General features: G+C 68.3%; 14 protein-coding genes. All 14 read left to right on the forward strand.

What is annotated here, in order from left to right:
* The first annotated feature begins 6 nt into the window (after window positions 1-6).
* The 14 genes from ODJ79_RS38050 (at window position 7) to ODJ79_RS38115 (ending at window position 14,056) form a co-directional block, all read left to right on the forward strand.
* Complete coding sequence (locus tag ODJ79_RS38050; protein ID WP_263028543.1) at window positions 7-333, forward strand: hypothetical protein; 327 nt, start codon at window positions 7-9, stop codon at window positions 331-333.
* The gene (locus ODJ79_RS38055) at window positions 330-629 is read left to right on the forward strand and encodes a Nif11-like leader peptide family natural product precursor (RefSeq protein WP_263028544.1); all 300 of its coding nucleotides are present in this window, start codon (window positions 330-332) and stop codon (window positions 627-629) included. The genes ODJ79_RS38050 and ODJ79_RS38055 overlap by 4 nt, the downstream gene beginning before the upstream one ends.
* A gap of 19 nt (window positions 630-648) precedes the next feature.
* On the forward strand, window positions 649-1,653 hold the full coding sequence (locus tag ODJ79_RS38060) for an alpha/beta fold hydrolase (RefSeq protein WP_263028545.1): 1,005 nt from the start codon (window positions 649-651) through the stop codon (window positions 1,651-1,653).
* A 21-nt stretch (window positions 1,654-1,674) separates the two neighbouring features.
* Window positions 1,675-3,225 (forward strand): GMC family oxidoreductase, encoded by a 1,551-nt coding sequence (locus tag ODJ79_RS38065; RefSeq protein ID WP_263028546.1) that lies wholly within the window; start codon window positions 1,675-1,677, stop codon window positions 3,223-3,225.
* Between the two features lie 27 nt (window positions 3,226-3,252).
* On the forward strand, window positions 3,253-4,866 hold the full coding sequence (locus ODJ79_RS38070) for a GMC family oxidoreductase (protein WP_263028547.1): 1,614 nt from the start codon (window positions 3,253-3,255) through the stop codon (window positions 4,864-4,866).
* Complete coding sequence (locus ODJ79_RS38075) at window positions 4,863-5,570, forward strand: EthD domain-containing protein (protein ID WP_263028548.1); 708 nt, start codon at window positions 4,863-4,865, stop codon at window positions 5,568-5,570. The genes ODJ79_RS38070 and ODJ79_RS38075 overlap by 4 nt, the downstream gene beginning before the upstream one ends.
* Before the next feature lie 208 nt (window positions 5,571-5,778).
* Window positions 5,779-6,606 carry a type 1 glutamine amidotransferase domain-containing protein gene (locus ODJ79_RS38080; protein WP_263028549.1) on the forward strand — a complete coding sequence of 276 codons (828 nt, stop codon included), beginning with the start codon at window positions 5,779-5,781 and terminating at the stop codon, window positions 6,604-6,606.
* 36 nt (window positions 6,607-6,642) lie between these two features.
* Entirely contained in the window at window positions 6,643-8,277 is a 1,635-nt protein-coding gene (locus tag ODJ79_RS38085; RefSeq protein WP_263028550.1) for a thiamine pyrophosphate-binding protein, read from the forward strand.
* 16 nt (window positions 8,278-8,293) lie between these two features.
* The gene (locus tag ODJ79_RS38090) at window positions 8,294-8,890 is read left to right on the forward strand and encodes a DJ-1/PfpI family protein (protein ID WP_263028551.1); all 597 of its coding nucleotides are present in this window, start codon (window positions 8,294-8,296) and stop codon (window positions 8,888-8,890) included.
* 27 nt (window positions 8,891-8,917) lie between these two features.
* Window positions 8,918-10,732, forward strand: coding sequence for an AGE family epimerase/isomerase (locus ODJ79_RS38095; RefSeq protein ID WP_263028552.1), 1,815 nt, complete (start codon window positions 8,918-8,920; stop codon window positions 10,730-10,732).
* A gap of 45 nt (window positions 10,733-10,777) precedes the next feature.
* Entirely contained in the window at window positions 10,778-11,140 is a 363-nt protein-coding gene (locus tag ODJ79_RS38100; protein ID WP_263028553.1) for an anti-sigma factor antagonist, read from the forward strand.
* Window positions 11,137-13,272, forward strand: coding sequence for a glycogen debranching protein GlgX (gene glgX, locus ODJ79_RS38105; RefSeq protein ID WP_263028554.1), 2,136 nt, complete (start codon window positions 11,137-11,139; stop codon window positions 13,270-13,272). Before ODJ79_RS38100 ends, glgX begins: the two co-directional genes overlap by 4 nt.
* 38 nt (window positions 13,273-13,310) lie before the next feature.
* On the forward strand, window positions 13,311-13,634 hold the full coding sequence (locus ODJ79_RS38110) for an STAS domain-containing protein (RefSeq protein ID WP_263028555.1): 324 nt from the start codon (window positions 13,311-13,313) through the stop codon (window positions 13,632-13,634).
* Between the two features lie 8 nt (window positions 13,635-13,642).
* Entirely contained in the window at window positions 13,643-14,056 is a 414-nt protein-coding gene (locus ODJ79_RS38115; RefSeq protein WP_263028556.1) for an ATP-binding protein, read from the forward strand.
* Window positions 14,057-14,094: the final 38 nt, after the last annotated feature.

A 14,094-nucleotide genomic window follows, 5' to 3' on the forward strand; every position in this document is an offset into this window, starting at 1 on the left:
GACGCGATGGCCCAGCAGGACTTCGTCCGGCTGCTGCGGGACGCCCGCTACGACCGGGCGACTCTCGCCCGGTACAGCCGGCGCGACCTGGCGCAGCTCGTGTTCCACGCCAAGAACGACGGTTACGACTTCACCCCCGACGAGGTGGCGGACGTCGTCGGCCGGCTGGAGGCGAACGTCATCGTGAACAAGGACCAGGACGCCTTCGACGGCGGTAGCCGGCTGTGGCGCCAGATGTGGGGGCGGTATCACTTCGAGTACCTGGTGGAGTGTTGTGTGTCCAGGCACACCGACGAGGAGCTCGCCGCGCTCGCCGCGGGTGAGCCGACGTGACCGCGGCAAATGTCATCGAGTTCCTGCGTAAGGCGGCCGCCCGTCCCGATGTCCTCGACTCGCTGAAGACGAGGAGCAAGGACGAGGTCATCGACGCGGCCATCCACTTCGGATACCCGTTCACCGCGGCCGAGTTCGACTCGGTCGTCTGGGATCTGGAGGCGAAGCTCGCCGAGACGCGGGGAGAGCCGTTCGACCCGCGTTTCGGCCTCTGGCAGACGATGTGGGGCAAGTACTACCTCGAGTATCTGGTCGTCGACCTGGTTCCCAGCTTCGTGGAAACAGGTCTGGTCTAGCAACGGAAGGGCGTACGAGATGGACACCTTCAACCTTGGCGACTTCACGCTGCGAAGCGGCGTCACGTTGCCGAACGCAAGCTTGGCGTACACCACCTTCGGAACGCTCAACGCGGCCCGGAGCAACGCCATTCTCTTCCCCAACTTCCTCGGGGGCGCCCCGGAGGCGCTCGAGACGTGGATCGGCGAGGGCCGCCCGCTGGACCCCGCCGAATACTTCATCATTCTGCCCGGCCATTTCGGGCTGTTGCCCTCGTCGTCGCCCAGCAACACGCCGGCGCCGTTCGACCGGGGCGCCTTCCCGGCGGTCCATATCGCCGACGACGTCATCGCGCAGCGCCGGCTGCTCAGCGAGCAGTTCGGCATCGACCAGCTCGAGCTCGTGCTCGGCTGGTCGGTCGGTGCCCTGCAGACCTATGAGTGGGCGGTCCGCTACCCGGAGGTCGTCAAGCGCGTCGCGTCCATCGCGGGTGCGCCGCAGCCGTCGCCGTGGACCCGGTTGTGGCTGCGCAGCGTCCTGGAGGAGCCGCTGACCGGCGATGCGGCCTACCACGGCGGCTTCTATCCGGACGCGCAGTCGATGCAGGCCGGGGTGCGGCGGATGGCGCACGGCACCGCGGTCACCCTGCCGCCGCTCGGTTTCTACCGCGAGGGGGAGGAGGCCTGGAAGGGTCTCGGCTTCTCCTCGATGGAGGACTTCATCATTCGCTTCTGGGAAGCGTTCTGGCTGCCTCACGACCCGAACGACATCATCGCCCAGGCGCGCAAGGCCCGGGCCGCCGACCCGTCCGGCGGCGGGGATCTCACCGAGGCACTGGGGTCGATCAAGGCCCGTACGGTCGTGGTGGCCTTCACCGGCGACCCGATGTTCCCACCGGCGGAGTGCGCCCGTGACGCCGAGCGGATTCCTGGCGCGCTGTACCGCGAGGTCGTGAGCAACTTCGGCCACCTCGCCACCTTCGCGCTGTCCGAGGCGGATGTGAAGACCGTGGACGGCATCCTGCGGGACCTGCTGGCCACCTGAGCACGACCGAGGAGCGCCGAGATGGACTTCGCAAGCAGTTACGACTACGTCGTGGTGGGCGCCGGAGCGGCCGGGTGTGTCGTGGCCCGGCGGCTGCTGGACCGTACCGACGCCTCGGTCCTGGTGCTCGAGGCGGGCGGCACCGACGACCGGGACAGCGTCCACCACACGGACATCGCCTCGATGACGTCGATGTGGGGCGACCCCACCGTGACCTGGCCGTACGAGACGGCCGCGCAGCCCGCGCTGAACGGCCGCACCGTGCACCTCCCGCAGGGCCGCCTGGTCGGCGGCGGCACGTCGGTCAACGCGATGATGTACGTGCGGGGCAACCGCCGGGACTTCGACCACTGGAACTTTCTCGGTAACGAGGGGTGGAGCTACGAAGACGTCCTGCCGTACTTCCGGCGCTCGGAGAACTATCACGGCGCTTCCTCGCTGTACCGGGGCGCCGATGGCCCGCTTGATGTCGTGCCCTACCCGGCGCCCTCGGAGGCGTCGCTCGCCTTCCTGGATGCCGCCCGGGAACTCGGTTTCGACGGCGGCGCCGACTGGGACTACAACGGCGAGCGCCAGGAGAACGCGGCGTTCCTCTACCAGTCCACCCGGACGCCCGGCGACCGCCGCGCGAGCACCGCTACCGCGTTCCTCGACCCCCTCCGGGACGATCCCCGGCTGACCGTCCACACCGGTGCGACGGCGACCCGGGTGGTGCTTTCCGGAGGGGTGGCGGTCGGGGTGGAGTACGTGGCGGGCGACGCCCGCCACGTCGTCGGCGCGACCTCGGAGGTGGTCGTGTGCGCCGGCGCGCTCGCCTCACCGAAGCTGCTGATGCTCTCCGGGATCGGCCCGGCCGCGGAACTGGCCCGCCACGGCGTCGACACCGTCGTCGACCTGCCGGGGGTCGGGCGCAACTTGCAGGACCACCTGCTGTTCGGCGTGGCGTATCAGAGCCTGCGGGATCTCGCGTTCCCGCAGCTGCTCTCGGAGGCGGGAATTTTCGTGCACACCCGGGAGGGATTGCCGGCCGCCTCCCCGGACCTGCAGTACTTCTTCGGCCCGGTGCAGTTCGTCGACGACCGGTACCGGGTCGACGGGCCGGGATTCACCTTCGCGCCGATCCTGGCCCGCCCGCACAGCCGGGGCACGGTCTCGCTGCGGTCGGCCGACCCGCTCGACCTGCCCGTGGTCGACCCCGGCTATCTGACCGCCGAGGCCGACGTCGACGTGCTGGTGCGCGGCATCACCCTGGCGCGCGAACTGGTCGAAACGTCCGCCTTCTCCGCGCTGCGGGGCCGCGAGCTGGCCCCGGGCGGTCACTTGACCGATCGCAAGGATCTGGCCGGCTACGTGCGGGAGTCGGCGTCCACGGTCTGGCACCCGGTCGGCACCTGCCGGATGGGTGCGGACCGCGACGCGGTGGTCGACGCGCGGCTGCGCACCGTCGGTGTGGACCGGCTGCGGGTGGCCGACGCGTCCGTCATGCCGACGATCACCGCCGGCAACACCAACGCGGCCACCATCATGATCGCGGAAAAGGCGGCGGACCTCATCGTCGAGGCCGCCGGCTGAGGCCGGCCCGCGGAAGGAGCGACAGACATGCCTGACACGTACGATTTCGTGGTCGTCGGCAGCGGCGCGGCAGGTGCGGTGATCGCCAGCCGGCTGAGCGAGATGCCGGACGCCACGGTCCTGCTGCTGGAGGCCGGCCGGCCCGACATCACCGACGCGGTGGTCAGCCCGTCCCGCTGGAACGAGGTGCTGCTGACCGACCTGGACTGGGCCTACATGAGCGAGCCGCAACCGGGGCTCGACGGGCGCCAGGTCTACAACGCGTCGGGCCGCGGGCTCGGCGGCACGTCGAACATCTATCACATGATCCACACCTGGGGCCGCCCGGCGGACTACGACTCGTGGGCGTACGGGGGCTGCGCCGGCTGGTCCTACCCCGACGTGCTGCCGTACCTGCGGAAGCTCGAGAACCAGAAGGACGGCACCAACCCGGACGCCGGCCGGGACGGCCCGATCACCGTCGTGGACGCGGCGGACACCGGCAACCCGATCTCGGAGACGTTTCTCGAGGGCTGCGCCGAGCTGGGCTACCCGAGGGTCGCGGACTTCAACGCCGAGGCGTTCGGGGCGGGCTGGCACCACGTCGACATCCGGGACGGGCGGCGGTGCGGTGTGCGCGCCGGCTACCTCGAACCGGCACTGGGCCGTCCGAACTTGACCGTGCTGACCGGCGCCCTCGCGACCGGGCTGGTCCTGGACGCCTCGCGGTGCACCGGCGTCACCTACCTGCGGGACGGCCAGACCCACACGGTCGGCGCCACCCAGGAGGTGATCGTCAGCGCGGGCGCGGTGCAGTCGCCTAAGCTACTGATGCTCTCCGGCATCGGCGACCCGGAACATCTGCGCGAGGTCGGCGTTCCGGTGGCGGTGGACCTGCCCGGCGTCGGGCAGAACTTCCACGACCATCCGCTGATCATCGGCCCGATCGGGTACATGTCCAAGCCAGGGGAGGACCCGCGGGGCAACGTCACCGAGGTGGCGCTCTTCTGGGGCTCCCAGCCCGGGCTGCCCGTGCCCGATCTGGAGATCTGCCTGGTGCACCGGGCGCCTTTCGGCGACCAGTTCTTCGCCAACGTGATCCGGCGCGTGCAGACCGGGCAGCCGGTCGCGTCGGTGCACGAGCTCGTCGACCCGCACGTCATCCTCGCCCTGCCGGGCCTGGTCCGCCCGCTGTCCCGCGGCTGGGTGCGGCTGGCCGGGACCGACCCGACCACGTACCCGAAGGTCAGCGCGAACTACTTCGGTGAGCGGTCCGACCTGGAACGCACGACGACCATGGTGGAGATGACGCGCGAGATCTACCGTACCCGTGCCTTCGTCGACGGGTGGGGGGTGTCGGAGATCGCGCCGGGGCCGGCCGTCGGCACCCGCGACGAGCTGCGGACCTGGGTTCTGAACAACGTCGGTTCCTATTACCACTACGCCGGTTCCTGCAAGATGGGCGTCGACAGCCTCGCCGTCGTCGACGAGCGGCTGCGGGTGCACGGCGTCGAAGGGCTCCGGGTGGCGGACGCTTCGATCATGCCGTCGATCGTCTCCGCCAACACGCACACCACGACGGTCATGATCGGTGAACGGGCCGCCGACTTCATCAAACAGGATCTCGCGGCGAAGACGGCGGGAAGGAGCAGCACAGGATGATTCACCAGTTTATTTTCGCGGCGCCGAAACCGGAGTTGAGCGACGCGGAGTTCCAGGATTACTGGGTCCACGTCCATGCGGTGAAGTACGCCAGCCGGATATCGCAGATAAAGCGGTACCTGATCGACACGAGAATCCCTTTCGAGGGCGATCTGGGCAAGTCGCTGCTGCCGCATCAGGGAATTGCCGAGATCTGGCTGGAGAACGACACCGAACAGCTGGCGTCTTTGCGTAGTGAAGAATTTCTGCAGGGTGCCCGGCTGGACGAGCCGAACTGGGCGGCGTTCTGGCTGACCATCGGGATCGACACGGAGGCCCACGAGATCGTGACCGGGCCGCCGCTGTCGGCCACCGAGCCCGGTGGGGTGAAGCTGACCGTGCTGATGAAGCGGCGCCCGGGGCTCGACCTGGCGACGTACCGCCGGCTGACTCTCGATCTGTACGCGCCGATCGTCGCCGGCCTGCCCGGCCTGCGGCGTTACCTGCACTGCCACACCCGCGACGGGTTCTACACGTTCGGCGAGGCGGGTTTCGACAGTGTCGAGCAGCTGTGGTTCGACGACGTCGACGCGCTGCGCGCGGCCCTCGCGTCGAGCCATTACGGCGACCGGGTACGTCCCGCCCAAGAGGCCGTCGCCGACCCGGCGCACCTGTTCTCGATGACCGCGAAGGAGCATTGGATCATCGGGCCGCAGCCGCGCTGAACCGATTCGTGCCGCCCTCCATTGTGGGAGGGGAGCGTCCCCCGCGCTCTCCTCCCACATTTTTTTGCGAAATAGCAGAAACAACTTGACGAATACCGGCCGCTCATTCCCCGCCGTGCTCGGTGACCGGCGGGCGGTCGTTGACTCGTATACGAATCCGGAATCATGATTTTCCTGTAAACCCGTCGGCTCTCCCGGAGGAGGGATCATGACTAGACGAGTCCTGGTCGTGTTGTCGGAGTACGGATATTGGGGTGAAGAACTCGTCGGGCCGTTGAGTTGTTTCGACGAGAACGGCTATACGGTGGTCTTCGCGACGCCGACCGGAAAACAGCCGCACGCGCTGCCGCCGAGCATGGACCCGAATTACCTGGATCCGCCGCTCGGCCGTTCGGTCACGTCGCCGGAGGTGGCCAAGCTGACCCGCGCCCTCGACGAGTCGGACCGGATGGCCACCCCGGTCAGCCTCCAGGCCTGGCTCCCGGAGCGTCCGTACACCAGTGACGACAACTATCTGCGCCGGCTCGAGGCGTACCACCGTGAGCTCGACAAGGTCGACCTCGACGTCGCCGACTACGACACGATGCTCATCGTCGGTGGCAGTGGCCCGATCGTCGACCTGGCCAACAACGAGCGGGTCCACGCCCTGATCCTGGCGTTCCTGCGGGCCGGCAAGCCGGTCGCGGCCGAATGCTACGGCGTCGCCTGCCTCGCGTTCGCCCGGGACTGGGAGGACCGCAAGAGCATCATCTGGGGCAAGCACGTCACCGGGCACTGCAAGGAGTACGACTACAAGGACGGCACCGGCTTCCTCGGCGTACCCGACTTCGACATGGGCCCGCCGCCGTACCCGCTGGAGTACATCCTGCGTGACGCGACCGGCCCCGAGGGCCGCTATCACGGCAACTTCGGCAAGGACACCTCGGTCATCGTCGACTACCCCTTCATCACCGGACGGTCCACTCCGGACTCTTTCCTCACCGGCCAGAAGATCGTCGATGTCCTGGAGAAGGACCTTCGCCGGTTCGGCTGGTGACCGGCCCATCCGCGTGGAGATCAGGAGGCTCGGCACATGGTCAGGCAGGGCAAAGCGGCGATCATCGAGCAGTTCCTCGCCGACGGCTTCGGCTACATGTTCGGCAATCCCGGCACCGTCGAGCAGGGCTTTCTCGACGAGGTGGACCGGCACGACGGCTTCCAGTACATCCTGGGGCTTCAGGAGACCGTGGCCGCCGGGATCGCCGACGGGTACGCCCGGGCCAGCGGTGGTCCGGCGCTGCTCCAGCTGCACAGCGGAGTGGGCCTGGGCAACGCGATCGGGATGCTGTACCAGTCCAAGCGGGGCCACACGCCGCTGGTCGCGATAGCCGGTGAGGCGGGGCTGCCGTACGACGCCATGGACGCGCAGATGGCCGCGGATCTGGTCGCGATGGCGCGGCCGGTGACGAAGTACGCCACCCGCGTGGTCGACCCGGGCTCGGTGCTGCGGGTCCTGCGCCGGGCCGTGAAGATTGCGATGACGCCGCCGCGGGGACCGGTCTTCGTGGCATTGCCGATGGACGTGCTCGACGCGCCCAACGACGAGCCGGTGGTACCCACGTCGATCCCGCAGGCCGCGGCCGCCGCCGTCCCGGAGCTGGTCGACCGGGCCGCGTCGCTGCTCGCCGGCGCCGTCCGCCCGATCGTCATCTTCGGCGACGGGGTGGTGGTGTCGGGCGCGCAGCAAGCGCTGACCCGCGTCGCCGAGCGGCTCGGCGCCGACGTCTGGGGCGCCGACTCGTCGGAGGTCGCCATCGACGGCCGCCACCCGCTCTACCGTGGGCTGCTCGGGCACATGTTCGGCGGCGTGAGCACGGCCGCGGTAGCCGACGCCGACGCGGTCCTGGTGGTCGGGACCTACCTGTTCCCCGAGGTGTTCCCGGCACTGTCGAGCCCGTTCCGGCCGGGCGCCCCGATCGTCCACATCGACCTGGACGGCTACGAGATCGCCAAGAACCACCCGGTGACGCTCGGTCTCGTCGCGGATCCGAAGGCGACCCTGGACGCGCTGGCGGACGCGCTCGATCGGGTGACCACCCAGGAGGGCCGGGACCGGGCCGCCGCCCGCCTGGAGTCTCGCCGGGCGGAGCAGCCGGGGACGCCCGTGGACGACGGCACGATTCTCAGCGCCTTCATGAGGGCGGTGGCCGAGCGGGCGCCGGACGATCTGGTGGTCTTCGACGAGGGGCTCACCTCGTCGCCGGCCATCGGTGCGCACCTGCCGCCGCGGCTGCCGGGACATTGGTTCCTGACCCGGGGCGGGTCACTCGGGGTGGGCATCCCGGGCGCGATCGGCGCCAAGCTGGCCCGCCCCGACAAGACGGTCGTCGGGTTCACCGGCGACGGCGGAAGCATGTACACGATCCAGGCCCTGGCGACCGCCGCCCGGTACGGCATCGGCGCCAAGTTCGTGATCTGCAACAACCACCGGTACCGGCTGCTCGACGACAACATCGCGGAGTACTGGCGGGAGCGCGGCATCGAGCGGCACGAGTTCCCCCATTCGTTCGATCTGTCCTCTCCGGACATCGGCTTCGTCGACCTGGCGCGTGGCTGTCGCGTCGACGCGGTCCGCGTCGAGAAGCCCGGCGAGGTCGACGAGGCCGTCGAGCGGATGTTCGCCGGAGACCGCCCGTTCCTCGTCGACCTTGTCACGGCTGCCGGTTGACGCCAGGAGGCACACCATGTCCGACATCGTCTCGAACCCGGCCGGCCCGCTCGCCGACCGGAAGATCGCGATCCTGATGGAGAGCGACTTCGTCGAGCAGGAGATCTTCTACTACGAGCGCAGGTTCGCCGAGGAGGGCGCCGAGGTCCACTTCCTGACCCGGATGTGGGACCAGCCGGCGCTGACGTTCACCGGTCACGAGTACCGGGTGCCGTTCACCGTCGACCGCAGCTTCGAGGGGGTCGACGTCGCCTCGTACGACGTGGTCATCGTGCCGTCGGGGATCGTCTCCGACCGGTTGCGGTACACCGACGACGTCAACCGGCTCGCGCCGGCGACCGAGTTCGTGCAGCGCGCGTTCGCCGCGCCGTCGGTGCTCGTCGGCATCATCTGCCACGGCATGTGGCTGCTGGCGACCGTGCCCGAGCTCATCCGGGGCCGCAAGGTCGTGGCCCACAACAACCTGGTCGGCGACGTACGCAACATGGGCGGCGAATACGTCGACCAGGACGTGGTGGTCGACGGCAACCTGATCACCGGCCGCAGCGTCCACGAGTGCCACCTGTTCGCCCACACCATCGTCGGTCTGCTCGCCGAGCGGAAGCGTTCGTGAGGCCGGCCCGACCCGTGGAGGTTCCCCATGCCTGACGACATCTACAGCCCGTTCATGGACACCATCGCGGGCTACGTCACCGAGTACGACAGCAGTCGAGGCGCGTTCACCATGGCGACCGCCGACGGCCGCCGGTTCGAGGTCGGCCTCACCGGCGACACGTCCGCCGAGCTGTTGCGCAACCTGGACGAGCCGTACGCCGACGCGAGCGGCCACATCGCGGAACTGCTCGCCCCGGGCCTGCACGTCATCGTGTACGGCGTTTTCTACCCGGAGAACAACGGCTTCACCTACGAGGCCAAGCGGCTCGTCTTCCTCGGCCGGAAGGTCGGCGAGTACAACTTCGAGAAGTCGACCTGGTGGATCGACCAGATCGGCTCGCTGGCGGGGTTCTACCGCAAGGCGCAGTTCGGCGCCGGCCCGATCGACTACCGCAGCTACCGTACGCAGATCCGGCTGGGCGGCGAGAAGGCCGCCAGCCACGTCCAGGAGACCGACACGATCTCCCGGATGGTCTACGGCATGGCCTCGGCCTACATGCTCACCGGCCACGACGAGTTCCTCGAGATCGCCGAGAAGGGCACCCAGTACCTGCGCGACCACATGCGGTTCGTGGACCCGGACAACGACATCGTGTACTGGTACCACGGCATCAAGGTCGACGGAGACCGTGAGGAGAAGCTGTTCACCTCGGAGTTCGACGACGACTACGACGCCGTGCCGATGTACGAGCAGATCTACGCCCTCGCCGGGCCGACGCAGACCTTCCGCATCACCGGCGACAAGCGCATCCGTTCCGACATCGATCACACGATGCGTCTTTTCGAGAACCATTTCCGTGACCACGAGGGCGGCGGGTACTACTCGCACATCGATCCGATAAGGCTGAGCCCGCACGCCGACACGCTCGGCTACAACAAGTCGCGCAAGAACTGGAACTCGGTGGGCGACCACGCGCCCGCGTACCTGATCAACGCGTTCCTCGCCACCGGCGACCCGGGCTACGCCGAGATGCTGGAGCGGACGTTCGACACGATCGTCACGCACTTCCCCGACTACGAGAACAGCCCCTTCGTCAACGAGCGGTTCTTCACCGACTGGTCACCCGACCACGGGCACAGCTGGCAGCAGAACCGGGCGGTTGTCGGGCACAACCTCAAGATCGCCTGGAACCTGATGCGCATGCAAGCGCACCGGCCGAAGGACGAATATCTGCGGCTCGCCACCCACATCGCCGGCATCATGCCGCCGGTCGGCAGCGACCGGCAGCGCGGCGGCTGGTACGACGTCGTCGAACGCGTGCGCGGCGACGACCAGCAGTGGCACCGGTTCGCCTGGCACGACCGCAAGGCGTGGTGGCAGCAGGAGCAGGCGATCCTCGCGTACCTGATTCTCTACGGCAGCCTGGGCGGCGACGATCTGCACCGCGAGGCCCGCCAGGCCGAGGCCTTCTACAACACGTTCTTCCTCGACCACGACGAGGGCGCCGTCTATTTCAACGTGCTGGCCAACGGGATGCCCTACCTGCTCGGCACCGAGCGGCTCAAGGGCAGCCACTCGATGAGCATGTACCACTCGGCGGAGCTGTGCTACCTCTCCGCCGTCTACAACAACCTGCTCATGAACCGCCAGCCGCTGACCCTGTGGTTCAAGCCGCGGCCGGACGCCGACCGCACGCTGCGGGTCGCGCCCGACCTGTTGCCGAAGGGCCGGGTGCGGCTGGACAAGGTCGAGATCGACGGCAAGCCGCACGAGGTCTTCGACCCCACCGAGATGACCGTCGAGCTGCCGGGCTCCTCCGACGACCTGACCGTCAAGGTCCAGCTCGTCGCCGCTGGTTGACAGCGCGCCACGGGGAAGCCGGCAGGCGAGTATTGGGAGTGCATTGTGGATATCCAGAGACACGTCGTTGACTCGATCATGGTGATCAGCCTCGCCGGCGACCTCGATGGGCGCTTCGCCGCAACGGTTCAGGAGGAGGTGCTCCGGTCGCTTCCGCGCGACGAGCGCATCCTCCTGGACCTGACGAGCGTCCCCTTCGTCTCCAGCGCCGGCCTGCGCACGATGTTGCTGATCTACCGGCAGGCGCAGGTGGTGAACAGTTCGGTCGCCCTCGTGGGTCTGTCCGCCGAACTGAGTTCCGTCCTGTCCGCCACCGGCTTCCTCGGATTCTTCGTCGTGGCGGACACGGTCGCCGAGGGCGTACGGGCGTTGAACAAGTCTGAGTTGAAACGGAGCAGCCTGACATGACCAGTCCGCTCGTGCTCCGGGACCGGATCGATTCGTTTCCGACCGATCAGATCGCCGGCTACGACGTCCGTCCCGGGCGTGCCTTCCCGTTCGGCGCGACCCTCGTGCCCGGCGGCGTCAATTTCTCGATCTTCTCCAGCGGCGCCGAGGCCATCTCGCTGGTCCTGTTCCGGCGGGGCGCCAAGACCCCCGTCGCGGAGATCCCCTTCCCCGACGAGTACCGGGTCGGCGGGGTCTGGGCGATGACCGTCTTCGGCCTGGACTTCGAGGACATCGAGTACGGCTACCGCGCCTTCGGTCCGGCCGATCCCGAACCCGGCGACCAGTACGACTCGACCCGGATTCTGGCCGACCCGTACGCGAAGGCGATGTCGGGTCGCGACGTGTGGGGCACGCAACCGGACTGGGACGACCCGTACCCGTACCGATCCCGGCTGACCTTCGACGACTTCGACTGGGACGGCGACCATCCCCTCCGCATCCCGGCCGAGGACCTGGTGATCTACGAGGCGCACGTGCGGGGCTTCACCCGGCACCCGTCCGCGGGCGTCGCCGAGCCGGGCACCTTCGCCGGCCTGGTGGAGAAGATTCCGTACCTGCGTGAGCTCGGGGTCAACTGCGTCGAGCTGATGCCGGTGTTCGAGTTCGACGAGTTCGAGAACAGCCGGATCCACCCGGAGACCGGCGAGCGGCTGTTCAACTACTGGGGCTACTCGACCGTCGGGTTCTTCGCGCCGAAGGCCGGATATGCCGCGACCGGCAAATACGGAATGCAGCGCGACGAGTTCAAGAACATGGTCAAGGAGATGCATCGGGCCGGCATCGAGGTGATTCTCGACGTCGTCTTCAACCATACCGCGGAGGGGAACGAGAACGGCCCGACCATTCATTTCCGTGGCCTGGACAATCGCACCTACTACATGCTGACCCCCGACGGCTATTACTACAATTTCAGTGGCACCGGGAACACGTTCAACTGCAACAACCCGGTCGTCCGGGACTACGTGCACTGGTGCTTGCGGTATTGGGCCAGCGAGTATCACGTCGACGGTTTCCGATTCGACCTCGCGGCGATCCTCGCCCGCGGGCTCGACGGCGCGCCCATGCAGAATCCGCCGCTGCCCGAGGCGCTGGCCTACGACCCGCTGCTGCGGGACTGCCGGCTCATCGCCGAGGCGTGGGACGCCGGCGGTCTCTACCAGGTGGGCTCGTTCCCCAACTACTTCCGCTGGTCGGAGTGGAACGGGAAGTACCGCGACACGCTGCGGCGGTTCCTCAAGGGGGACATGGGTACCGCGTCCGAGCTCGCGACCAGGATGGTCGGCTCGCCCGACCTGTACGAGCACCGCAGCGCCCTCGCCTCGATCAATTTCATCACGTGCCACGACGGGTTCACCCTCGCCGACCTGGTGTCCTTCAACGACAAGCACAACGAGGCCAACGGCGAGGACAACCGGGACGGCGGCAACGACAACAACAGCTGGAACTGCGGCGTCGAGGGGGCGACCGGCGACCGGGGCGTGCTCCGCCTGCGCCGCCGGCAGATGAAGAACGCGCTGCTCCTGCTGCTGCTCAGCCAGGGGACCCCGATGATCCTCGCCGGCGACGAGATCGGCCGTACCCAGCAGGGCAACAACAACGCCTACAACCACGACTCGGAACTGACCTGGGTGGACTGGTCGCTGGCGGACGAGAACTCGGAGCTGTTCCGGTTCGTCAGCCGCTGTATCGACTTCCGGATGGCGCACGCCGTGCTGCGCGGCCGCCACCACCCGACCGGCGACGACCGGTCCGGCACCGGGTACCCCGACGTGAGCTGGCACGGGGTCCGGGCGTGGCAGCCGGACTGGTCACCGACCAGCCGTCTGATGTGCCTCATGCGCAGCGGTCGCGGGGCCGATGGCACGAGTGAGCACATCTACGTGGCCGCGAACTCCCACTGGGAAGACCACGAGGTCGAGCTGCCGGTGCTCCCCGACGGGATGCGCTGGCATCTGTTCGCCGACACGGCAGCGGAGGAGCCCGCCGACGTGAACGTCCCGGGCGCCGAGCCGGTGCTGGCCGACCAGCAGTGGATCAAGGTGGGCGGGCGGGCGACGCTGGTGCTCGTCGGCCGTTACGCCGGCATCTGACCGGCCCAGCATCCGTTACCTGACAAGGAGTTACGCAGATGGGATTCAACGCAACACTGAGCCGCGACGGGCGGACCGCGCTGATCACGCTCGAGGGCGAGCTGGACACACTGCATGCGGAGAACTTCCGGGACCAGGTCGAGGAGGCGGCCACCGGCGTCGAGGTCGAGCAGTTGGTCCTCGACATGACCAACCTGACCTACATCTCGTCCGCCGGCATGCGCGGCCTGGTGTTCGCCCGGCAAAAGATGGGCGACGGCGTCCGCATCGTTCTCGTCCGCACGAGCCAGGCCGTCGAACAGACCATCCGGCTCGTCGGATTCCACCAGAGCGTCGTCTTCAGTGACGAGGTACCCGACTAGGAGGTTTCGTGGAACGGCTGACTCTGCCGGCCGTCCTCGACTCGCTCGAGGAGGTAGTTGCGTTTGTCGGCGGGCTCGCCTGCGTGGCGGGCCTGTCCGAGCCGCAAGCTCGGCGACTGCGACTCGCGACGGAGGAGTTCGTCACCAACATCGTGGTCCACGGCCACGACGGCGGCGTGGCCACCGCCGAGATGGAGATCGCCGGGGGTGTCGAATCCGACCGGGTCTGGCTGATCCTGATCGACCGGGGACCTCCGTTCGACCCGGACACCGTGGGCCCGCCGGACGACCTCAACGAGCCGCTCGCCCGGCGGCGCCTCGGAGGGCTCGGCCTGTTTCTGGCCAGGGACGCGGCAGACCAGATCACCTACGAGCACAGCGGTGGCCGCAACCGCACCACGATCGTCGTCAACCGGCGGTGACACGCCGGCCGGGTCGTGGCCGCGGTCGCGGTCCACGT

The organism is Actinoplanes sp. KI2 (assembly GCF_025630775.1).
Lineage (GTDB): Bacteria > Actinomycetota > Actinomycetes > Mycobacteriales > Micromonosporaceae > Actinoplanes.

Excerpts from the sequence above, each read along its gene's own strand:
- ODJ79_RS38090 (WP_263028551.1), top strand. The coding sequence starts at position 8,294 with ATGTCCGACATCGTCTCGAACCCGGCCGGCCCGCTCGCCGACCGGAAG.
- ODJ79_RS38065 (WP_263028546.1), top strand. The coding sequence starts at position 1,675 with ATGGACTTCGCAAGCAGTTACGACTACGTCGTGGTGGGCGCCGGAGCG.
- ODJ79_RS38085 (WP_263028550.1), top strand. The coding sequence starts at position 6,643 with ATGGTCAGGCAGGGCAAAGCGGCGATCATCGAGCAGTTCCTCGCCGAC.
- glgX (WP_263028554.1), top strand. The coding sequence starts at position 11,137 with ATGACCAGTCCGCTCGTGCTCCGGGACCGGATCGATTCGTTTCCGACC.
- ODJ79_RS38070 (WP_263028547.1), top strand. The coding sequence starts at position 3,253 with ATGCCTGACACGTACGATTTCGTGGTCGTCGGCAGCGGCGCGGCAGGT.
- ODJ79_RS38080 (WP_263028549.1), top strand. The coding sequence starts at position 5,779 with ATGACTAGACGAGTCCTGGTCGTGTTGTCGGAGTACGGATATTGGGGT.
- ODJ79_RS38110 (WP_263028555.1), top strand. The coding sequence starts at position 13,311 with ATGGGATTCAACGCAACACTGAGCCGCGACGGGCGGACCGCGCTGATC.
- ODJ79_RS38060 (WP_263028545.1), top strand. The coding sequence starts at position 649 with ATGGACACCTTCAACCTTGGCGACTTCACGCTGCGAAGCGGCGTCACG.
- ODJ79_RS38050 (WP_263028543.1), top strand. The coding sequence starts at position 7 with ATGGCCCAGCAGGACTTCGTCCGGCTGCTGCGGGACGCCCGCTACGAC.
- ODJ79_RS38095 (WP_263028552.1), top strand. The coding sequence starts at position 8,918 with ATGCCTGACGACATCTACAGCCCGTTCATGGACACCATCGCGGGCTAC.
- ODJ79_RS38075 (WP_263028548.1), top strand. The coding sequence starts at position 4,863 with ATGATTCACCAGTTTATTTTCGCGGCGCCGAAACCGGAGTTGAGCGAC.